18 protein-coding genes are annotated in these 23419 nt (G+C 43.0%); 7 read left to right on the forward strand and 11 right to left on the reverse strand.

Annotated features, from left to right (window positions below; translation table 11 throughout):
* The 3 genes from R8G66_16875 to R8G66_16885 are packed head-to-tail and all read right to left on the reverse strand — an operon-like array spanning position 1 to position 3538.
* A complete protein-coding gene (locus R8G66_16875) occupies positions 1-1149 on the reverse strand; it encodes a glycosyltransferase (protein MDW3194050.1) in 1149 nt (382 codons plus the stop codon).
* Positions 1150-1154: 5 nt separating this feature from the next.
* Positions 1155-2240, reverse strand: coding sequence for an acyltransferase (locus tag R8G66_16880; protein ID MDW3194051.1), 1086 nt, complete (start codon positions 2238-2240; stop codon positions 1155-1157).
* Positions 2237-3538 carry a hypothetical protein gene (locus R8G66_16885; protein MDW3194052.1) on the reverse strand — a complete coding sequence of 434 codons (1302 nt, stop codon included), beginning with the start codon at positions 3536-3538 and terminating at the stop codon, positions 2237-2239. Before R8G66_16885 ends, R8G66_16880 begins: the two co-directional genes overlap by 4 nt.
* Before the next feature lie 84 nt (positions 3539-3622).
* Between R8G66_16885 and R8G66_16890 the strand changes: the two genes are divergently transcribed.
* Positions 3623-4600 carry a glycosyltransferase family 4 protein gene (locus tag R8G66_16890; GenBank protein ID MDW3194053.1) on the forward strand — a complete coding sequence of 326 codons (978 nt, stop codon included), beginning with the start codon at positions 3623-3625 and terminating at the stop codon, positions 4598-4600.
* Here the strand turns inward: R8G66_16890 and R8G66_16895 are convergent.
* A complete protein-coding gene (locus R8G66_16895; protein ID MDW3194054.1) occupies positions 4597-5790 on the reverse strand; it encodes a tetratricopeptide repeat protein in 1194 nt (397 codons plus the stop codon). The genes R8G66_16890 and R8G66_16895 overlap by 4 nt on opposite strands.
* A 69-nt stretch (positions 5791-5859) precedes the next feature.
* Between R8G66_16895 and R8G66_16900 the strand changes: the two genes are divergently transcribed.
* Positions 5860-6507: a sulfate ABC transporter permease gene (locus tag R8G66_16900; protein ID MDW3194055.1), complete on the forward strand. Its 648-nt coding sequence runs from the start codon at positions 5860-5862 to the stop codon at positions 6505-6507.
* A 48-nt stretch (positions 6508-6555) separates the two neighbouring features.
* On the opposite strand, the gene R8G66_16905 is transcribed toward R8G66_16900, so the two are convergent.
* Positions 6556-6915, reverse strand: coding sequence for an SxtJ family membrane protein (locus R8G66_16905; GenBank protein ID MDW3194056.1), 360 nt, complete (start codon positions 6913-6915; stop codon positions 6556-6558).
* 166 nt (positions 6916-7081) lie between these two features.
* Positions 7082-8935, reverse strand: coding sequence for a carbamoyltransferase (locus tag R8G66_16910; protein MDW3194057.1), 1854 nt, complete (start codon positions 8933-8935; stop codon positions 7082-7084).
* Positions 8936-9169: 234 nt separating this feature from the next.
* Between R8G66_16910 and R8G66_16915 the strand changes: the two genes are divergently transcribed.
* Complete coding sequence (locus tag R8G66_16915) at positions 9170-10525, forward strand: hypothetical protein (protein MDW3194058.1); 1356 nt, start codon at positions 9170-9172, stop codon at positions 10523-10525.
* A gap of 108 nt (positions 10526-10633) precedes the next feature.
* On the opposite strand, the gene R8G66_16920 is transcribed toward R8G66_16915, so the two are convergent.
* On the reverse strand, positions 10634-12148 hold the full coding sequence (locus tag R8G66_16920; GenBank protein ID MDW3194059.1) for an FMN-binding glutamate synthase family protein: 1515 nt from the start codon (positions 12146-12148) through the stop codon (positions 10634-10636).
* Between the two features lie 193 nt (positions 12149-12341).
* On the opposite strand from R8G66_16920, the gene R8G66_16925 reads away from it, so the two are divergent.
* Positions 12342-15314, forward strand: a complete 2973-nt coding sequence (locus R8G66_16925) for a DUF2723 domain-containing protein (GenBank protein MDW3194060.1) — start codon at positions 12342-12344, stop codon at positions 15312-15314.
* 140 nt (positions 15315-15454) lie between these two features.
* Positions 15455-15994 (forward strand): biopolymer transporter ExbD, encoded by a 540-nt coding sequence (locus R8G66_16930; GenBank protein ID MDW3194061.1) that lies wholly within the window; start codon positions 15455-15457, stop codon positions 15992-15994.
* A gap of 173 nt (positions 15995-16167) precedes the next feature.
* Here the strand turns inward: R8G66_16930 and R8G66_16935 are convergent, their stop codons facing one another.
* From R8G66_16935 to R8G66_16950, 4 genes are all read right to left on the reverse strand, one after another.
* Complete coding sequence (locus R8G66_16935) at positions 16168-16836, reverse strand: energy transducer TonB (GenBank protein MDW3194062.1); 669 nt, start codon at positions 16834-16836, stop codon at positions 16168-16170.
* 4 nt (positions 16837-16840) lie between these two features.
* Positions 16841-17095, reverse strand: coding sequence for a hypothetical protein (locus tag R8G66_16940; GenBank protein ID MDW3194063.1), 255 nt, complete (start codon positions 17093-17095; stop codon positions 16841-16843).
* Entirely contained in the window at positions 17092-17631 is a 540-nt protein-coding gene (locus tag R8G66_16945; protein MDW3194064.1) for a sigma-70 family RNA polymerase sigma factor, read from the reverse strand. Before R8G66_16945 ends, R8G66_16940 begins: the two co-directional genes overlap by 4 nt.
* Positions 17632-17785: 154 nt before the next feature.
* Positions 17786-19690, reverse strand: a complete 1905-nt coding sequence (locus tag R8G66_16950; protein ID MDW3194065.1) for an OmpA family protein — start codon at positions 19688-19690, stop codon at positions 17786-17788.
* A gap of 254 nt (positions 19691-19944) precedes the next feature.
* Between R8G66_16950 and lon the strand changes: the two genes are divergently transcribed.
* Together lon and porQ are read left to right on the forward strand one after the other, a co-directional pair.
* Entirely contained in the window at positions 19945-22419 is a 2475-nt protein-coding gene (gene lon / locus R8G66_16955) for an endopeptidase La (protein MDW3194066.1), read from the forward strand.
* Positions 22416-23417, forward strand: a complete 1002-nt coding sequence (porQ, locus tag R8G66_16960) for a type IX secretion system protein PorQ (GenBank protein MDW3194067.1) — start codon at positions 22416-22418, stop codon at positions 23415-23417. Before lon ends, porQ begins: the two co-directional genes overlap by 4 nt.
* Positions 23418-23419: the final 2 nt, after the last annotated feature.

Here is a 23419-nt window from a genome sequence, read left to right on the forward strand (position 1 = left end):
TCAAGTTAATAACTGTCCATAAATCCCTCTCAAATATTTGGAGTTCTTCGAAATGTCATAAGTATCCTCCATGTGTGATCGGGCCTTGATGGACATCTGATCAAAATCAGATTGAGACAAGTCAAATAATCTAACGATACTTTCGGCAACGGCTTCACTATTTTTCTCAGGTGATAAAAAACCAGTGCTTTCATCAATCACAACATCGGGAATATCACAATGGGTTGTGCTGATCACGGGCAAACCTGTCGCCTGAGCATCAATCAACACAACGGGAGCACCGCCTTCGCTATCTAAGTTTTCCGTATAGCAACTTGGATGAATAAAGGCGTGATAGTCCAAAAGAAGATCATGCAAATGATCAAAATTCACATAATCGATGAATTCGATATCTTCCAGAACATTGAGCTGTCTTGCTTTGCTGACAAGTTCTTGTTTAAATGAAGCTGGCCCATTCCCTATGATCGTAAGAGAAATATCCGATCGTTTTGCTTTCGCCAAAGCATAGGCCTCTATTGTGTATACATGGCCTTTCTTGCCTGTCAAATTAGCAATTTGGACTAGTCGAAAATTAGAAGTTTTGCGTTGCCTTAATTGAAAAGGTATGGACTCAATATCACCACCCAGTCGAACCACATCAACCTTCTGTTCCGGGCATCCTATCTTCACCATTAGTTGCTTAGCATGGCTTCCTTCAGCCAAAAACTTATCTCCAATTTCAAAGAGTTTCTGATACTTGGGTTTCCAGGAAGGATTCAGAAAAGTGAATTTCTCATAATCCCAACCGTAAAAGGATATCACGTGTGGGATATTCAGCAGATCTGCTATTTTCCTATGATTCCATCCAGAATAGCCATAGTGGGAGTGTAATACATTTATGGAACGGTCTTTTAAAATCCGAGCGACATATCGCGGATTGGTTTTTCTTACCTGCGCAATAACCTTATTAAGTGCCGTATTTAATGGGATTCTTTCATCAACGTATGTCAAGGGAAATTCCACAAATTCAAAATTAGAATCGTAAAAATTCGTCTTCCTATATTGATCCGCTGTTATAAAAGTTTTCACCTCAGGAATATTAGAAATCAGACGATAAGCCCAGTTTTCAGAAAGGTTTAAGTAATTGGAAAATGTGTGCAATACGTTCACAAATACTATCGGTTAAATTTCTTTTTCCATGAAAGAAAATAGCTTTCAAAAAAATTAAAGCTTAGAAATGCCAAGAGGATTGAAATCACAAAAGCCATCATCGGTTCAAAAAGCAACACGGAGACCAAAGTTTCATGGACGATCAGTTCAAATACCTTAGCTACAATATAAATCGCCACAAAATGAAGCATATACAGGCCATAAGAAATTTTCCCCCAGTTGGTGATGAGTTTCAATCTCCCAAGCTTTAAGGGTTGTTCAGAATAACACTGCTCTAGTATGATAAAGGAAAAGAACAACGAGAATAAAAGGCGTTCATTCAAATACAGCCATGCTACATCAGCCCAATAGGATCTAAAAAAGAACAAGCTACCACCCAGTACATAAATTATTGCAATATATGAAAACTTCATCCGTGAAAAAGTCTCCTTAAATTTTGAAGAGTAAAAGGCAAAATAGGCCATCATACTACCAATAGCCAGATCTGAGATACAAGACAAAGTATGTTGATACCCGTAGCCAATATAAAATGTCCGGGATATGGCGGAGAATACTATGATAGAAAGGAAGAAAGCCGGCCAATAGCGGCGTGTAAATATCTTTATAAAAACAGGCCAAAAAAGATAAAATTGTTCTTCAATCGCAATGGACCAAAGCACACCGAGTACGGCGGAGGAAGGTTGATCAAAAAAATTGTTGATGAAAAAAACGTAATGCCAAATATTGGCACTTTCCTCGTAGGAAGACCCCAAAATATCCCGTTGAATTGTCGGAATAACAAAAAAGCCAACGGCTATAATGAAATAATAAAGAGGCCATATTCTTAAAACACGGCGGATATAGAAATTACGTAAACTGATTGTTCCAAAACTCTCTTTTTCATTGATCAGCAAAAATGTAATCAGGAAACCACTTAATACGAAGAAGAAATTAACGCCGAAGATGCCCAGATGTCCAATAGACCGGAAGGCTTGATACAAAGCATGTTCCTGAATGTAGGTCTCTTCTGAATAAAAACTGTGAGCAAAGAACACAGCCAAAAAAGCAAAAAACCGAAGGCCATCAAGATTAGGAAAGTATAATTTCTTCAAGATTTCCTGGAATATTGCCCGATAAACAAAAATAGAAATAGGAAAGGTGTCATCGGAATTTTATATCTAATTAGCGTACCGAAGTTGAATGAACTAACCCCAACTGCGAAAGCAAAAATCAAACTAAAAACCAGACAAAAAGAAAGGAATGGATCTTTTGTGATCATCCTTAAGTTTCTTTTGTAGAGGGTTGCTAAAAAAAGAATGGTAATCACCAATGATTCTAACGCAGAAAGCAACATCAGCGGATTGCGGACCTCCCAAATATAGGGTCGAAAAATACTCACATTAACCCCTGCGGGTATTAGTCTAACTAAGCTTTGTACGGATCCGTCAGGCAAACCGATATCATAGCCACCTTCTCCGCCACCTCGGGCACCCCAACCATAGCGAATGTCATAAGCTGTAATAGCCGCACGTCTGGAAAAATTCTCAAGGGTATACTCACTATTAATGGAAGAAATACTTCTCAATATTAAAAATCCAAATCCCACCGTTATTGCTAAAATCAAGGGTGTAGCAACCAGTTTCAACTTCCCATGAATTCGATTAGAATATTTTACAGACACCCAAATAATAACAGCGGGAATACATGCTAATAAAATATAACTCTTAATTCCTAAAATAAGAATCGCGGCTATACAAAGAACGATTAAATACTTAATCGCAAATCTTTTTTCGATCAGGTTCATCAGTGCCCAAATCAACCACCCTAATGCCCCGAGGGTAATTGTATCTTTCAGTATTCCCGAACCCCAAAAGATCACTGAAGGAACAAAAAGGATGGATATTGCAATATTTCGCGGCTTTACATAGGGATATCTCGTTACGATTTTTGAAAAAAGTGCCCATAGCCCACTGAAACTAAATGTCGCAAAAAACAGACTCGTTGCTGAATAAGTATGAAAGGTGAATAAATCAAAAACTGCGGTAATCCTTACAATCGCGTACGATTTAGGGTCTCGGTAGTACCAAATTTTGGAGTTAAAGCTAAATGTTTCCGGATCTCTGTTATTGCCCCCAGAATCAAGGAGCAACGAAATTCCTTGTTCAAAATCTACCAAAAAAGCTTCCCAGATCCATCGGCTTCCATAGTTGAAATAATTAATGGTATCTCCTCCTCCATAATAAAACTGGTAGAGGAGTCCCAATAAGATCGCACCAAAGAATTTCACCCAAAGTGCTGGCATAAAGTATTGTCTTGTGTAAGGTGTCGTGGCAAAAGGTCTGATTAGGTAAGCGATCAGACTAAAAAGAATGATATAAATTGGCGTGACAAATAAATCCTGAGTCGTCATACAGTGAAGATCCTCCTGCTAGTGCCGTATCCTTTGGGGCAAGCGCCTTCTCAACGTTTTCGTTTCGAATTATTGATCAAAAGTATGAAAGAAAAGGGGTGGCAGGTTGATACACACTCTTTTCTTTCGATGAATGGGTGGAAAATAATCTATAAAGGAAGCGCGATCAGTCGACTCGTCAGCATATTGGGAGGTTTTTTCAGAAGAATTGCTCACCTCCTCAAAGTTCCTTCTTCCGACATCATTTTCATCCATAGAGAGCTGACTCCTGCGGGACCTCCCATATTCGAATGGATCATTGCCAAAATCCTGCGTAAGAAAATCATTTACGATTTTGATGATGCCATTTGGTTACCAGATCCCAATGAGACAAACCCACTGATCCGGTTGGTCAAGTGGAAATCTAAAGTCAAAAAAATTTGCCAGTGGAGTTGGAAAGTATCTGCTGGCAATGAATACCTTGCTGATTTTGCTAGAAAGTTTTCCGATCAGGTCGAAGTGATACCCACAGTTGTGGACACAAATTATCACCTTCCAGCCAATGAAGAACATCCGGATATTACCATTGGCTGGACGGGCTCACATTCCACATTGCAGTACCTCATTCCTCTAGTTCCCACACTGGATGAATTGTGTAAAAAGCAGAAAGTGAAATTTGCCGTGATCGCCAATAAAAATCCGGAACTACCGATCACGGGTTTTGAATTCATTACCTGGACTCAATCCAGCGAAGTTTCAGACCTTCAAAAATTTGACATAGGCATCATGCCATTGACAGATGATATTTGGTCAAAAGGAAAATGTGGTTTTAAAGCCATTCAGTATGGAGCATCTGGTATCCCTGCGTTAGTATCACCCGTAGGTGTCAACACTGAAGTCGTGAAGGATGGGTTGACCGGATTTCTTTGTACCAAAACAGAAGACTGGAAAACTCGCCTGGAAGAATTGATCCTTGACGAAAGCAAGCGGCAAAAGATGGGTTCCGCCGGAAGAAAGCATATTGAAGCGAATTATTCTATAAATGCCATCCGGGAAAAGTTTTTAAGCTTATTTGAAATCTAAGATCTCAGCCGCTTCAATGCCGCTTTGGCTTGTTTGTTGGCCCCGTGGCTGCGTTTGGAGACTTTTCTCACTTTTTTGTAGTACTCACGGGCTTTGTCCTCGTTTCCGTTCTTTTCTTCGATGCGGCCCAGGTGCAAAAAGGAATAGAAGTAATAGCCTTTATCGGTCGCTCCGATTTTTTCGGAATGTGCAATGGCCTGATTGAAATAACCGATGGCCTCCTCGTACTTGTATTGCAATTCGTTGATGTGTCCGAGATAGAAACTCGCATATCGTGCAGAGTTGGATTCGTACCCTTGATAAGCACTATCAACGCGGGCGAGGATAAGTTTGGATTCTTCTGAGGCCTGGCGGTACTTTCCTGTTTGGTACAAGAGACGTGCATAAAACCGATGGAAATAGGCATTGTTTGGGTAAGACTCATGAAGGTAGCTCGCCATCCTTACACCTCCGATCATGTCATTTTCTTCAAGCGCCAATAGCCGCATGAGATAATACTGTGCTTCCGTACGGCTGTAAAAAGCATTATTCGCCACCTCCTTCAATTGGGCAATGCCCAAACCTTTGTCTCCTTTTGGAAACAGGGCCATAAGTGGCCGGAGCAACGGGTAATTTTCACGGATCCATACGGCGTAATAATTGAAAAGGGCATCTGCAAAAAGGATCTCCGGGCTGTAATCCGTCTTACCTCGTACTTCACCAAGGTATTTCAGCGTATTACGACCCGCAACGGCAGATTTGGCATATTGTCCCCGCTCAGAAAGCAGCCTACCTCTAAAAGCATGCGTGATCGCCAGGAAAAAAGCACCTTCTACTTCATTGACCTCTTCGTACAATCGCTTGGATAGGATAAGTGCCGTGTCCATTTCGGCATAGAAGGCTTCGTCATACGTTTCGTTAGGAATATGCGGAATGATTTGCCACCAGTTATTCATGCCCTGCAGAAAATAAGGCAATGGGTGCCAGCCATATTGTTTCTTCAGCGCATTGAAGCCGTTCTTTGCACGTTCAAAGTTGAAGTTGTACATGTCATCAATGGCCTCCGTCGCTTCAAACTGGATGTGAGGATTGGTGAGAATACTCTTATTGGCACTATCCACCGGCACCATCCACTGCTGAGCATATGATTGGAAGCTCACCAATACTGGAAGCAAAAGGGCCACACGAAATAGAAAATTTCTGCCGGTCATAAATTATGTTGATTCAACTTCACCAGATATCAAGCCTTCAATTTACTTTGCGAATTTAAAATGCGAAAAATGGAATGGCTCCAACGCAATCGAGAAAAGTTTTTTTCCGATTGGTATAACTTCAACGTCCCGGTCTTTTTTCTGTTGCTGTGTTTTCTCTACATCGCACTTTTATTACTTAAGCGGCTATTTATCATTGACAGCATAGCGGCTTTTGAAATCTTGCAGGAAAGGGGTGAATTCTGGGTGTTTGACATCATTTTTGGCTTGCAGTACTTATCAGTACCCTTTTTCCTTGCCTGGAAATTCCTTTTTACGACCTTCTTGCTTTGGATGGGCTGTTTTATGTTCGGTTACCGGCTCACGTTTACGCAGCTTTGGAAGTGGGTCATGTTCGCAGAAGTGGTCTTTCTCTTTCCTGAAGCGTTCAAAGTAATTTGGTTCACTGTTTTTGTTTCAGAAGCCAGTTTCGAACAATACCAGGCCTTCTACCCATTTTCCCTGATGAACTTTTTCGATTTCCAAACGCTGCCCGGGCGATGGCATTATGTTTTTAAATCACTGAACATTTTCGAAGTACTCTATTCCCTCTCATTGATTGCAGGTGTCTTTTTGCTGAGTGGTAAAAAAATCTCGATTTCCACGTATGTGGTCCTCTCAAGCTATGTACTGGGCATGGTGCTTTGGTTGATTTTCTATTCGTTGGTGTATGGGTAGCAGTTCCAAGTCAGAGCCTTGAAGCTTCGGAGTTAAAAAGAAATCCCCTCACCACGGATTCTCCAAATCCGCTTTGACGTATTTGTGGTTCCGCGTTTCGAAATAGGATTCGCCATTCTTTTTCTTTAGCTGAACTGAATTGTTGCCAAACATTCTGCTCAGAAAAGCAAGCGGCATGAGTATCAATACATACACGACAGTGAGCAGGATACGTGAATTGATGTAGCCAAGCACTTTGGCCAGTCCAAACCATCCTTTCACGATGAGCGTTAAGATTCGATTTGAAATGACCGCTGCCAGTCCGATCCCAATCGATGTGTAGGTCAGCCAGGTCCACTCCCGCCAGATCGCGATGATGAGTAAGCCCAGCACCATGACCAGTACCGTTTTATAATCTTGTTGTTTCATTTTAAATCATCCAAAATTTTATCACCTTCCAAATGATTGGTTAAGCATACAGCGCGTGAAGAGATTCCTGATATTTTCTGACTCTGAAGAAATTTTAAGCCAGAAAATTCTGGAATGACGCACTGAGTTAAGATTCTTTGCTTGACCAATCGAATTGTCATTATTGTCAATCTAGAACAAATTCTTCCTGCCAATCATCTTTCTTGTCCCAATCGGGTTGCTCTTCTTTTAAGAAGAGGTATTGCCCGACCACCAAAACATCCATTTCTGTTCGCATGAAACATCGGTACGCATCATCTGGCGTGCATACAATCGGTTCACCACGTACATTGAAGCTGGTATTGACTACCACACTGCAACCGGTCCTTTGCTTGAACGCATGGATCAGGTTCCAATAATGTGGATTCGTCTCTTGATGCACCGTTTGAATCCGGGCAGAATAATCAATGTGAGTGATCGCCGGCAAGTCCGAGCGTTCGTAATACAACTTCTCTTTGACATTCAAATCCCCATATCCTTCGGGCAGGGGCCGCTTGATTTTCTCGACCACAGGCTGCACCAGCAACATGTAAGGACTGTCTGATTCCAATTCAAAATGGTCTCCTACATCTTCTGCCAATACCGATGGCGCGAAAGGCCGAAATGACTCCCGATATTTGATCTTCAGGTTCAATTTCTTTTGCATCTCAGGATTTCTGGGATCTCCCAAAATACTTCGGGCACCTAATGCCCTTGGGCCGAACTCCATCCGACCTTGTACCCATCCAACAACCTTACCTTCATCGATGTAATTGGCTACCTCTGCATAAAGAGAATTGTATTCCATCTTGTGGGCTTGTGCGTTGTAGCTACTATTCACCATTAACACGTCTTTCTCAGCAATGGCAGGCCCTAAAAAAGACCCTTCCATCCCGTCCATTCCTTGCACCTGTGTCAGAGGCTGATCTTCATAAATATGATGTACTGCTAAAGCTGCCCCCAAAGCTCCACCCGCATCTCCAGCCGCTGGCTGGATGAACATTTTCTTGAAAATGCCTTTCTTTTGAAGTTTCCCATTACTCACACAGTTCAAAGCAACTCCTCCTGCAAGACATAGGTTTTCACTCCCTGTGATACGTTTTGCCTCCATCGCCATCAATTCCACCACCCGTTCAGTAATTTTTTGAATAGCTAATCCCAGGTTGCAGTGTTTTTGTTCCAACTCATCTCCGGGCAGTCTTTTGGACATCCCGAACAGTTTGCCCCACTTCTTGTCGAACACCATCCTGAGACCAGTAGCATAATTGAAGTATTTCTGATTAAGCCAAATAGATCCATCCTCAGCAATATCAATCAATTCGCGTTCTATGATGGCTTCAAATTCCTTCACCTGTGGATCTTCCTGATTTCCATAAGGAGCCAGCCCCATCAATTTGTACTCTCCGGAATTCACCCGGAAGCCCAGAAAATAGGTGAATGCGGAATATAAAAGTCCCAGGGAATGCGGAAATCGTAATTCTTTCAATACCTCGATTTGGTTTCCTTCTCCTTTACAGATGGAAGCAGTAGCCCACTCTCCTACGCCATCCACCGTCAAAATAGCGGCATCCTGAAAACCCGACGGGTAATATGCACTGGCTGCATGTGACAAATGATGCTCAGTAAACAACACTTTAGGTACACTAGAAAAACCAATTTGCTTCAACTCTTTTCGAATGAGTCGCTTCAGAAACATCTTTTCATTCAACCAAACTGGAATTGAGGCAATAAAAGAGGTTAAGCCTCTCGGAGCAAAGGCATAGTAACTTTCCAGGAGTCGCTCGAACTTGAGCAGCGGCTTGTCATAAAATACAATCTTGTCAATCTGCTCTGGCAAGACCATTCCCTCTTCCATACAATAGGAAACTGCGCCGCTCGGAAAGGAAGCATCATGCTTTTTTCTGGAAAAACGCTCCTCTTGTGCGGCGGCTACGATCTTCCCGTCTATGATCAAGCACGCTGCCGAGTCGTGGTAAAACGCTGAGATTCCAAGTATTTTCATTTTGATGTTCGGATTCAGAAAGTTCCCTGTTCTCTAATTTAGAACTCCACGGGATCAGGAAAGATGTAATTTCTAAATTCTTCTACTGCAAGATTAAGTGAATTTGTTGTTCTAGTTTTATTAGAGGAAATTTCAACACTTTGACGGAATAATTGCCATTAAGAATTCCTAAAGAAGTAGTTTCTGTCAGTCGTGGGCCATTGAACTCAAGGCAATCAGTTTATTCAGATCAAAATGGAAAAAGAAAATAAGATCCATTCGGTATTCGTCGGAATAGCACTCGTTTTTTGGAACCCAGGCACATTCATGTATCTCTATTCAGATACGTTTTTAATGACCAATAAGTTCCTGATCTTATTCCATAGTTTAATACTCTTCACTGGTCTTTTCTTCATCTGGTATCTGCGTAAAACGAATGTGAAAAAGCGTTTTGGCAACAACCTGTTTAGTTTTACTTTTTTAGCAATTTTATTGGGTTTGGTCGTTGTTTTCGGCTCTTTCACTAGAAAGTATAAAAAAGATTCAACTGAAGGGCTCATCTTTCCAAAAAACACAACTATCCGGTTCAAGTCAGTAGAATATGACTATGAGGTCAGCACCAACTCACTAGGACTAAGAGATAGAGAGATCACTATTGATAAAAAGGATCAGTTCAGAATTTTATGTTTTGGTGACTCCTGGACAGAAGGTTTTGGAGTAGAGGTAGAAAATAGCTGGCCAAAGAAATTGGAGGTGCTACTAAATGATAGTCTTTCCAGAAAAATTGAAGTAGTTAATTGTGGGCAGAAAGGAAGATATACGACGGACTATCTCAAATACATGAAACAAGTAGTCCCACTCTTGAAGCCAGACCTGGTATTAGTAGGCGTACTTCAATTGGATGACCTTGCTCAAATGTCTCAGAATAATTACTCTCCCTATGCCAATGATGAACCGACTGTTTCAGAAACCGTGATCTACGCTTTCAAAAACTACGGTTTGGAATTGATCAAAGGCCTAATTGATGAGGAATCTCCGGAAAATATCGACATAGTCGAATTTCGCAAAAACGCCGTTAAAGAAAGATTAGAAGAAATGTCTCCGTTGACACGTAAGCAGTACCACTTTTTATCCGATACGGTGAGGCAGCTCTATGAAACGGGTAATTTGAATCCAAGTATGCTCATCTATGCTGTCGAATTATCTTATCGTCATATGGTGTATAACAACCCAAATCATCCATTAACACTTGAAGCCACACGAAATTTCAGCAAAGACCTTCAAAGCATGAAAGCGCTTTGCACAAAATATTACAGTGATTTTGTGATGCTCAACCTGCCAACGCCTGAATTTACCGGGCATTTAACAGAAAGGACTCCTAACGATGTACTTAGCAAGTATTTTCTGGAAAACAATCATGTAGACTCAATCTACCGATCCGTCGCAGCACAGCATGAAATTTCATACATGGAATTAACCGACCATTTCCTGGCGTTAGAAGAGAAAAACAAATATTTCTATCGATTTGACGGGCACCCTACAGCATCCGGGTATCATGAAATAGCGCAATTCATTGGCCTGCAATTACTCGATAGCGAGATCATCCAGTAAAACATTAGAGACAGGCGGCTCACTCACCCCTGTGTAAATTGATTGATCGGTGTATTCACAAACTTCACCTGTTCTTCGGTCAGTTCAAGATAAATAGGTTGCGGCCTATCAAGCGGTGACTGACGGATATAACTCCTCGTAAGACCGCACTTCATGCATCTCAACGCGTCGAAAAATGTGCTTTTTGCTTACTTCTGTCGGAGACGTCAAACCTGCTGCTCCTAGCATTTCCACAAACGACTCGATCGTTCTTTCATGGAAATTCTTCACCCGGACACGCTTGTCGGCAGGGTTCAGTCCTTTTTGAAGCACTTTATCCTGAGTGGCTACACCAACCGGGCAAGTATTGTGATTACATTCGAGTGCCTGGATACATCCTAAGGCCATCATCATGGCTCGGGCGCTATAACAAGCATCCGCCCCCAATGCCAACACACGTATCATATCAAAGCCGGTAATGATTTTACCAGATGCAAATATTCTGATGTCGTCTCTCAGGCCTTTACTCGCCAGAGTACAGTGAATGAATGACAATCCTTCTATCAAGGGTGTCCCTAGAGAATTGGAAAACTCGACCGGAGAGGCACCAGTCCCACCTTCTCCACCATCTACAGTAATGAAATCTGGTCCTGTTCCTGATTTTTTAACAGCATCGCACAATTCCAAAAATTCCTCTTTCCTACCCAGACACATTTTGAAACCGATGGGCTTCCCACCAGAAAGATCACGCAATTGCTGGATGAATTTCATCAATCCTTCTGCATCAGAAAATGCCTTGTGGTAGGGAGGTGAAAACACGGTTTTGCCTACTGGAACGTGTCTGATTGCCGCAATTTCGGGCGTATTTTTTTCACCTGGCAAAATCCCCCCATGTCCAGGTTTAGCTCCCTGAGACAACTTGATCTCAATCATTTTGACCTGAGGATCTGTTGCTTTTTCCTTGAATAACTCGGGATTGAAGTTCCCCTCATCGTCTCGACATCCGAAATATCCTGTACCTATTTGCCAGATCAAATCGCCCCCGGGCCCTTTGTGATAAGGACTGATAGCACCCTCACCGGTATTATGCGCGAAATTGCCGTCTTTGGCTCCTCCATTCAAGGCCAGGATCGCATTTTTGGAAAGCGCTCCAAAGCTCATCGCTGAAACGTTCAATAGGCTTGCATCATAAGGCTGCTTGCAGTTTGGTCCACCGACTGTGACCCGCGGATCGTGATTTATCTCATCAAATGCTTTTGGATACATGGAATGCTCCATCCATTCGTAACCTGCTTCATACGCGTTCATTTGTGTCCCAAACGGCGAAGTATCATTCACCCCCTTAGCTCTTTGATAGATCATTGAGCGGTAAATTCGATTGATGGGGCGACCTTCTGTGTCTGTTTCCACAAAATATTGCATGATCTCGGGACGGATTTTTTCCAACAGATATCGGCCATGTCCGATCACCGGAAAATTGCGCCGAATGGCCTGTTTGGTTTGCAAAACGTCCACAACTCCGATTAAAATCAACGGACCGACAATGATGAAAGCGCTCCAAATGGGCACTACAAATAGGGATATGGAAACTATTGTAGCAATGGCTAAAAAGGCAATTAGAAAAAATGCGGGTCTTACTTTCATCGGGGTTTCAGATTTAGGGATTCCAGATTGTCACTCAATGTTAAAAACATCTTGACATTCAATTTGTTGGACAGTTGACATTGTTTAAAATACAACCAACCGTGTAAAAATTTGTTAATTCACTCAAACGACGATTCTCGCCTCCGTTAATTTTTGATTAATTGCTAATTTCGCCAGTCTATAATTACAAAGCATGGGATACAAGCTAATTAATAATGTAGCGGGATGGGCCGCTTTTTTCTTCTCTCTGGTAGTGTACCTACTCACCGTGGAAGAAACTGCGAGCTTCTGGGATTGTGGAGAGTTCATCGCCACGGCTTATAAGCTCGAAGTACCTCACCCACCCGGAGCACCATTTTTCCTGCTCATGGGTCGACTTTTTTCCATGCTGGCCTTGGGTGACGTAACTCAAGTGGCGTATTGGATCAACATCCTAAGTGTATTGAGTGCTGCTTTCAGCATTTTGTTCCTCTTCTGGTCCATCACTCACCTGGCTCGAAAAGTAGTTAATCTGGAAGAAGGCGAAGAGCACCTTGGCAAAACCATCGCCATCATCGGCGCCGGATTCGTAGGGGCGCTCACCTGTACCTTCTCTGATTCGTTTTGGTTCTCTGCGGTAGAAGCCGAAGTATATGCCATGTCTTCATTTTTCACAGCCTTTGTTTTCTGGGCGATGCTGAAATGGGAAACCATCAAAGACGAGAGCTACTCTAACAAATGGCTGATCCTCATTGCTTACATGATGGGCTTATCCATCGGAGTTCACTTGTTGAACCTCGTTACAATCCCCGCATTGGCACTGATCTTCTATTTCAAAAAATATGACAACTGGACCTGGAAAGGAGCCATCATTACCATGGGAATTGGTGGTGCGGTCATCATTCTGGTCAACAACATCATTATCCCCGGATTGCCATCAATGGCCGGAAGTTTTGAGATCTTTTTCGTGAATACGATTGGGCTTCCATTCAACTCCGGTTTAATTATTTTCTTACTGCTATTTTTTGGCGCTTTGATCTATGGGATCATTTTCTCTGAAAGACAGAAAAAGCTGGTATTGAATACGGCAATGCTTTGCCTTACTTTCATCCTGATCGGTTATGCCTCGTACATGGTCGTATTGATCCGATCTAACTACAATACACCAATTGATGAGAACAACCCTGAAGACCTGATCAAATACGTAAGCTACCTGAAGCGGGAGCAGTACGGCAACAGGCCACTGATGAAAGGTCAGTACTTCACCGCAGACCTGATCGATCAGAAAAAGGGAGATCCTGTCTACATGAAGGGTGATGATGAGTACATCGTCAAAGACTACAAGGTAGAATACGAGTACGATCCCGCGCATTCTACGATCCTTCCCCGTATGTACAGCAAAAGCCCGGATGGAGGTCATCAAAGGCGCTATCGTCAGATTACTGGCTTGCGTGAGGGTGAAAAACCAACTTTCTCGGACAACATTGCTTTCATGCGGAAGCATCAATTGGGCCACATGTATTTACGCTATTTCATGTGGAACTTCTCAGGACGTGCATCAGACATTCAAGATGCAGACTGGGTGGGTATCAGCGATGCATTTGAAGAACTACCAACAGAACTAGCTAATAACCCTGCAAGGAACATCTACTTTATGCTTCCCTTGCTCCTGGGCTTGCTGGGTGCTTTCATTCAATATTATAAAAGTCCAAAATATTTTGGGGTCACCTTACTGTTGTTCTTCCTGACAGGAGCAGCGCTGGTACTCTACCTCAATTCACCACCGATTGAACCTCGTGAAAGAGATTACATCTATGCGGGCTCCTATTATGTATTTGCGATCTGGGTCGGATTTGGCGTGCTATCACTTTATGAGTTATTGAGTGGTTCTTCGAAACGAAATGCGACCATCATTGCGGTGGCAGCTTCCTTCCTGTGCCTGGGTATTCCAACGCTAATGGCCAGTGAAAACTGGGATGATCATGATCGAACAGGCCGATTCTTCTCCGTGGACGCAGCTAAAAACTACCTGGATAGTTGTGCTCCAAATGCGATCTTATTTACCGGCGGGGATAATGACACATTCCCCTTGTGGTACGTGCAGGAGGTAGAAGGCTACCGTACAGACGTTCGAGTGGTGGTATTGAGTTACTTCAATACGGATTGGTACATCGAGCAAATGATGCGTCAGGCTTACGAGTCTGATCCTTTGCCTTTCGGATTGACGTTGAAAGATTATCAACAAGGTGGATTGAATGATTACTTACCTGTCGTGGAACAGCCTAACATCAAAGGAGCAATCAATGCAGAGCAATACATGGGACTGATTGCCAAGGAACATCCTGGTCTACAGGTACCCACCATGATCAGTGCCTACAATGCTGTTCCTGCTCGTTCGATGTTCCTAAAAGTCGATACTTCGAAATTGATCCAGGAAGGAGAATTGACTACTGTACCTTATGAAACTTCAGAGCTTTCTCAGTATTTCACAGATCGACTGACCTGGACGGTGAAAGGCCGAGGGATTGAGAAAAAGGACCTTGCGATCATTGACCTGATCATCAATAGCCAGTGGAAAAGACCAATCTATTTCAATACGACTTCCTTGAGAAGTATTAGCATGGACCTGAGCAAGCATGTGGTACAAGAAGGTTTGACTTATAGATTGATGCCTATCGAATACACATCAAATACTGGAGAATTCCTGATCAATACGGATGTGATGTACGATAACCTGATGAATAAATTCCATTGGAGAGGGTTGTCGGATCCTGATACATACAACACAGAAGATTATAGAAATTTCTGTCTGAATCATCGTTCTTCTTTTAACTCTTTGGCCAATGCCTACATTGAAAAGGGTGATTATGAAAAAGCAGCAGAAGTATTGAAGAAATCTCTGGAAGTGATGCCCAATGAGGTGATTCCATATGACTTCTTCTCTGTTCAGCAAATGGGCTTATTGTTCGAAGTAGGCGAAAATGACCTTGCACTTAACATTGCCAACGAAGTAGGCACCAAAGCAGAAGAGTGGCTGGGGTATTTCGCCGATCAGGGTAACTTCGAAGACCTGGAAATGAGAAGAAGATTGCTTTCTCTTAGTGAAATCAGCAGATCGCTGAGAATCCATGGAGAAAATGAACTAGCGACGAAATACGCCGATGTACTAAAGCAGTATTATAATTAGAATATTTCGCCATCAATGATATGTAAAAGGTCAGTAGCCATCGAGTTGTTGACCTTTTTCTTTGGGCATGACTTTAGCTCAAATGTGTGACTTTCGGCCTTTTCAGGATTATAAGCTTAGTATCAAAAACCAAAAATGCTATGCTTACAAGACCTCAAAAGCCCACCATCAATAGTGGCTCCATGGCGGACATTGCCTTTTTACTGTTGATCTTTTTTCTGGTCACCACAACGATCAAACGAGACAAAGGATTACTACTTAAACTACCCCCTCCACCTGAAAAGGAGGTTGAAATTGAAATTCACGAAAGGAATTTGTTCAATATTCTGATCAATGCTAATGATCAATATCTGATTGAAGGTGAGATACGGTCAGATCTTAAGGGAATTAGTGAAGAGATCAAAACTTTTGTCTTGAATAAGGGTCTGGATCCGAATCTCTCTGATAGTCCAAAAGATGCGATCGTATCCATCAAAGCAAGTAGAGGCACCAAATACAGCCACTTCATAATCGCGCTGGATGAAACAAAAAAGGCCTACTACGAAATCTATGCGGGCCGGGTAGGACTTACTCCAACTCAATACCTGAGTCTGAATCATCAAAATGTTGACGAATATGGCTTGTATCGAAAAGGAAAAGATGGAATCCCGATGAATATCTCGATTGCAGAGCCTGATTGATCATCATGTCCCACTGAGCCTGTCGAAGTGCGACATTTCGATCTGTCTATCTTTCGATAAGAAACGCTGACAGGGTTACCCAAAAACGGATATCAGCCCTGTCAGGGTTGTATAAAAAAAAGGCCAACTCTTTCGAGTCAGCCTCCTCTCTCATCGCTTAACAAACGCAACTATTAATTTTTCAAGTGGAAATAGATCGGCACCACCATCCTCACTTTGACAGGGCGGCCTCTTTGCTTACCAGGATTCCAGTCAGGAGCCAGTTTCATCACCCGTAAAGCCTCCTCGTCACACCCCACACCAATGCCTCGGACTACTTCTAAATCTGTCATCTTTCCTTCCTCGTTTACCACAAATTGGACGAAAACCTTGCCTTCCATGCCCATTCTACGAGCTTGTTTGGGGTACTTCATTTTCTTGGACAAGAAACTATAAAAAGCTTGCATTCCTCCTTCCGGGCTAGGCATTTCCTCAACGAAACTCAAGACTTCCTCAACAGGTTCTTCCTCTGGTTCATAAGGAATTAAGATTTCTCCCGGATCGAATTCCTCAGGTTCCAGAATAATCAGATCTTCTGGCGGTTCCACTTCTTCCTTGGTCTCTACGACCTTCGTCAAAACCACCTTGGGCTTTGGAGGCTCTGGTGGTGGCTGGATGGTCTGGGGAATGATCTCATTATCCTGAAATTGGTCATCAATTACACCAAGATCCACAATAGGTTCCTGAATCGTCCGCCACTCGAAAGCTGTTATCGCAATGGCCAAACTAACCACCATACCCAGGGCCAGTAAAGGAGACCTGCTTCGTTCCAGGTCTTTTTCCGGATTCTTCTTTTGTTCCATAATTCTATAATTTTTGGTTTGCATTTTTGAATTCGATCTCACTATAGTTCTGTAATCGCTGATCTGTGCTTTCCGCAGAAACACCAAACATCAGCGTAACCAGCAAGATCAATATGGCGATGCCAATGGCAATTTTCATCCGCCAATCCTTTCTGCGTCGCTCCCGGTATTGCTCCCGGAACTGTCGAAAATTCCTATGCTGTTGATATTGGCCTTCCTTGAACAAGGCACGTCTTACTTTGTAATTACGTCTCGTCATGGCGGTAACATTTGCTTCATTCTTTCCAATAATCGATACAAGCGCATCTTGATCGCACTTTCTGTGAAATCCAGAATGTCTGCAATCTCCTTGAAGGTCTTTTGCTCAAAATATTTGAGCTCCAGGAGATGGACTTCCTCATCTGTCAATAGCGAGAAAACCTGGATCAAACTCTCTATGTCCGGGCTCATCTCCACTTCCTGAAAGGAATCCCACATTTTGTCTTCTTCAATGACAAAAACAGGTTTCTGATCTCTGAAATGACGATTGAGTTCATTGGAAGCAATCCGGTACAACCAGGCAACAAATGGCCTTCCTGTCCACTGGTACTTCTTGAGGTTTAGCAGCGCTTTGTAAAACGTCTGCGAGCAAATGTCAGCCGTGAGCTGTTCGCGATCGGTACGCCGATAGATGAATCGAAAGATCTCATCATAATAGCGATTGTATAGCGGCTCGAAACCTTGAGGGTCTCGCTGAGCTTCAGCTATCCATTGCTGCTCGTCCTGATGATCAATATGTTGTTTCGCTTCCGGCACTCGGATCTTTTTAACCCATAATCCAAAAGCATGCCGAAAGTCACAGGGAATTTGAGAAAATTTTTAATTATTCTTTAAGGGCAGAATAATGAACGAATAAATCCTGATGATAGAGAATTAATTTCCGTGAAATTCAAGTGTAAGAAAAGTTTAATTATTGATCTCCATCTTGGGTTTCGGCCGCCGGCGTTTCCCTTCCTGGTCGATAGATCTCAAACTCTACCCTGCGATTGAGTGCCTGATCTTCTTCAGAGTTTTCCTCTACGATGGGCTGTGAACTTCCATAACCATCGTGCTCCACTCTATCTGGCTGAATTCCTGCAAAGAGAACAATATAATCACGGATCACTTTGGCCCGGTCCTTTGATAAAGCTAAATTGAAATCTTCGGCCCCAAAGGAATCGGTATGACCAGATATTTTCAATTTGAAATCAAGGTTGTCATATAAGAAGTTCACGATCTTGTTAAGGTCTCCGTACATACCCGGTAGCAACTCTGCTTGCCCGACTTCAAATTCAATGGACTCAAATTTTACTCTGGCTGCCAAAGGCTCTGTAACTCGATCAAGTGTCATTGGTCCATCCAGGAAAAAAGCTTCTTCTATCCTGAAAAAATCATCTCCCTGGATTACCAACAGGTAGTTCCGTTGATCAATTAGATTAAATTCAAAAGTTCCGTCTGCTTGTAAAAACCGGGGAGCCACTTCTATCCCCTCATCCATGTCAATAATCGTTACAATTCCCCGGAAGGGAGTACCTGTAATTGAATCGGTCAACGAGCCTCTGAAACGGGTTGTCGCCAAAGGCTGAGCCTCCATCGGAAGCGGAAAAGAGTACAAGTCTTGTTTATTCAAGTCCCGTGTAGCCGATCTGGCGTAAAACAAATTGGTCGAATATTTATCGATAGTAAAATAGAACTCACTGCCTTTCCCATTCACCAAAGGACCAATATTATGGGGTTCGGACCAATCTCCGTTTACATTGTGCGATTTAAAAATGTCATATTCTCCAAAACTGTAGAGCTGTCCATTCGAGGTGAAATAGAGCACATCAAAGACCGGATGATAAAAAGGACTGACATCATTATTCCGGGTATTGATCACCGGCCCCAGGTTTTTGGCAGGCGCCCAGGCGTCACCTTCCTTATAGGTATAGTAGATATCGGCTAAGCCAAATCCTCCTAATCGGTCGGAGGCAAAATACAACGTATCGCCCGTGTGACTTAATGCGGGATGTGAATCCCAACCTACGCTATTGACGTTGATGCCGAGGTTTTGAACCTGACCCCAGGTACTGTCCGCTTGCATTTCGGACATGAACAAATCACAATCACCGATACAATTCTGACAATTGCAACGAGAAAAGAAAAGGGTTTTACCGTCTCGACTCAATACAGCACTTCCTTCATTATAATAGGAATTGATCGCCTTCAAGGGTTTTGCTTCCGACCAATAACCCAAATCATCAAGCGTACTCATGAATAAATCCTCGTTCTCCTTTCTATTGATAGAGAATTCAAGGTTGTTTCGTTTGGAAGTGAAAATCAGCTTATCGTTATCGAAGCTAAGGGTAGGTCCGTAATCCGCCTTACTGCTATTGACCAATGTTCCCATATTGAGCAATACCCCTCTCGGTGGCCGCAAGGTATCAATCAATTTACGATGCTCCACCAGCTCGTAATAGTATTCGATGGGTACGTATTGTTCAGCCTCCTTATTGTTCAGTGAGTCGTAGTAAATCTCAATTTCTCGTATATCGATTCCTTGGTGGTGATGTCGAAGGACAAGTCGGTACAAGGAACGTGCCTCTTCATAATCCCCGAAAAGTTCGGTGAGTTTGGCAAGCCGCCAAATCATTCGGGTGTCTTTGTAGAAATTCCGAACCCCAAAATTCCCTACATAATCCTTTAGCGCTACGAACAATTCTTCCCAGCGCTTTTCTTGCTCCAGCTTTCTGATTCGATTGAGTTTTCCTTCGTCGTAATAGTTCGCTATCTTGTTGATGTTTTCAAATTGATAAATGTTCAGGACGACATCTGAGGGCAACGAGTCCACTGGCACGACGGCTCTATTCCTCCTTCGTGATTGGGCATCACTCCACAGCACCATGAGTAAACAACCCAAAAGCAACCAACACCTTATGGAAACGCACCTGTTCATATCCGACGAAAAGTCAGTCAAAGTTGCATTTTAATTAAAGATAATACTAAATACGGACTAAGTTTTAATTTGGCATACCTCTTGAACCCTTAATAACTGCATTCAAAAAAGGCATGTATTTATAAAACACCTGCCAATTTGACATATTGTCTTATATGAACGAAAAAAGAGACTTTCAAATCTTGTTCCCCGAATTTCTTGATGAAGAAACGGATGAATTGATCCAGATCATCAGCCCTGAGGATGGGGAAGAGATTTCTGACGATAGTATACCACAGCCACTGCCCATACTTCCAATTAGAAATACGGTTCTTTTTCCTGGGGTGATGATCCCTATCACTGTTGGTAGACAAAAGTCCACGAAATTGGTCAAGAAGGCTTACAAAGGTGACCGCATCATCGGTGTAGTGGCTCAAAAAAACATCAAAATAGAAGATCCGACGTTTTCGGACTTGTATCAGGTAGGTACAGTCGCCAAAATCATCAAGATGTTGGTGCTGCCAGATGGCAATACGACGATCATCATCCAAGGGCAAAAACGCTTTTCATTGATTCAGTCAGTTCAAGAAGAGCCTTATATCACTGCTGAGTTCAAATTACTACAGGAAGGCACATTGGATGGAGACGAAGAGGAAATCATTGCGATCCAGCAATCCTTGAAGGAAGCGGCCAACAAGATCATGAAGCTCAATCCGGAGATTCCGAAAGAAGCTCAATCTACACTGGACAACATAGATAACACAGCTTTCCTGACGCATTTCCTGAGTTCCAATGTCAATGCGGAAGTGCATGAAAAGCAAGGGCTGCTGGAAATAGACGACCCCCAAACCCGGGCAGAAAAGCTACTAAAATTCATGTTGAAGGATATCCAGATGCTACAATTGAAGCAGGAGATCCAACACAAGGTACACACAGATATAGACCAGCAGCAACGGGACTACTTTTTGCGTCAGCAAATGAAAGTGTTGCAAGATGAACTGGGCCAGGAAGGTCCGGATCAGGAATTAAATACCTTGAAGCAAAGAGCACAGGAAAAAGATTGGCCCGAAGAAGTGGCTGTACATTTCAAAAAAGAGCTGGACAAAATTGCACGCATGAACCCTTCGGCAGCGGAATATCCCGTAGCCATGAGTTATGCCGAGTTATTGGTAGACCTGCCCTGGAGTGAAGTCACGGAGGACAATTTCGATCTGAAAAACGCATCAGAGGTACTGGATAAAGAACATTACGGTCTCGACAAAGTGAAAGACCGAATCCTGGAATATCTGGCAGTTCGAAAACTAAAAAATGACCTGAAAGGGCCCATCCTTTGTTTATATGGCCCTCCCGGCGTAGGGAAAACCTCGCTTGGAAAGTCAATCGCTGAAGCACTCGGAAGGCAATATGTGAGGATGTCGCTGGGTGGCGTTCACGATGAAGCGGAGATCCGAGGGCACCGAAAAACATACATTGGCGCAATGCCCGGCAAAGTGATCCAGAACATCAAACGTGCCAAATCTTCCAACCCGGTTTTCATTCTGGATGAGATCGATAAGGTAAGTTCTGATTTCAGAGGTGATCCTTCCTCCGCTTTATTAGAAGTACTGGACCCAGAACAGAATACAGCTTTCAAGGACAATTATGTAGAGGTGGACTATGACCTCTCAAAAGTCCTGTTCATTGCGACGGCCAATTCACTAGATACTATCCAACCGGCACTTCGCGACCGGATGGAAATTGTAGAGATCAATGGCTATACACAGGAGGAGAAAGTTGAGATTGCGAAAAAACACTTGATCCCTAAACAAAGAGAAGAGCACGGCCTGAAGGAGGATGATATCTCCTTCGATCAGAAAGCGGTGCAGAAAGTGATCAATGATTACACCCGTGAATCTGGTGTTCGAAACCTGGAAAGGAAAATTGCCGCACTATGCAGAAATGTGGCCAAATCCATCGCCATGGAAGAAAAGACCAGTTCTAAGATCTCTGAGAAGTCAGTCCGTAAAATTCTGGGGCCCGAGGTTTTCGATAAAGAATTTTATGAAAACAATTCCTTCGCTGGTGTGGCCACTGGGCTGGCCTGGACCTCTGTAGGAGGAGAAATTTTATTCATAGAAGTAAGCCTCAGCCGAGGAAAAGGTAAACTAACTTTAAGTGGACAGCTAGGGGATGTGATGAAAGAATCTGCTATTACGGCTTTGTCCTTCCTCAAATCCAATGTTGACTTGCTTGGACTCGATTATCGTGTATTCGATCATTACGACATCCATGTGCATGTTCCTGCCGGGGCAGTTCCTAAAGATGGCCCTTCGGCCGGGATTACCATGCTCACAGCTTTGGCATCTGCATTTACGCAACGGAAGATCAAAAGCAAACTGGCCATGACAGGCGAGATCACGCTTCGTGGTAAAGTATTGCCTGTGGGGGGAATAAAGGAAAAAATCCTGGCCGCAAAACGAGCAGGTATCAAGGAGATCATTCTTTGCGAAAAGAATCAGAAAGATTTCGAAGAAATTACGGCAAGCTACGTTAAAGGATTGGACATCCACTTTGTTCAGGATGTAAGCGAAGTATTGAACATCGCGCTTATGGATGAAAAGGTGGCTAATCCAGTAGAATTCGTAATACCAGATGAAGCCGTAAAATCTTGAAATTCCTAATCACCACATTATTACTATGTCTTCACATTTCGCTGGCCATGGCTCAGGTGTCCGGTGAAAACTCCTTTGGTGTCTTGCAATTGCCCTCGGGCGCCAGGTCCGCGGCTTTAGGCGGGGTAGTTCCTGCATTACCGGGAGACATCACTTTGGTTGCAGACAATCCAGCACTGTTGGATTCTGTAAAAACCGGCGATTTTGCTTTTGCCTATGCTCCTTTCTTCGGAGGAATCAATTACCTCAATGTGACCGGGGCATTCGAAGTGGGAAAAGCCGGACGTTTAGCTGTCGGCATTGCATATGTAGACTATGGTGATTTTACTGAGCGTGACCTGATCGGGACGGAATTAGGGACATTTACACCACGCGATTTGATGCTCCGAGTGAGTAAAAGTCACCGCATCGGCCCATTTGTACTAGGAGCCAGTCTCAAATACGCCAATGCCTCTATTGCAGGCTACTCCTCCAATGCGATCATGGCAGATCTGGGTGGGTTTTACCAAAAACCCGGTTCTCAATTGACCTTTGGAATGGTGTTGAAAAATTTAGGAACCTCATTTAGCAACTTTGCCAACATCGATCCGGAGTTACCGCTGGATGTCCACATGGGCATCAGCTTCAAACCCGAGCACATGCCAGCAAGATTTTCTCTATCCGCCTACAATTTTGTCGATTCGGATCTGGCTTATTTTGGAAAGACCATCGACAGTGAGGAAAACCCCGCCGTATTTCAGGAAGTCTTCCGGCACATCAATTTGGGAATGGAATTGCTGATTGGAAAATCATTCAATTTTCTAATCGGCTACAATCATTTAAGAAATCAAGAACTAAGATTGGCTCAGGGAGGATTTGGAGCTGGCTTCTCATGGGGCTTCATGGCAAGAATTAAGAAATTGGACATTAGGTTTTCAAGAGCGACCTATCATGCCGCCGGAGGAATGAGCACCTTCAGTGTTCAGGGAAACCTAAGCCGCATAAAGAAATTATTTTAACC

The organism is Cytophagales bacterium (assembly GCA_033344775.1).
Classification (GTDB): Bacteria; Bacteroidota; Bacteroidia; order Cytophagales; family Cyclobacteriaceae; genus JAWPMT01.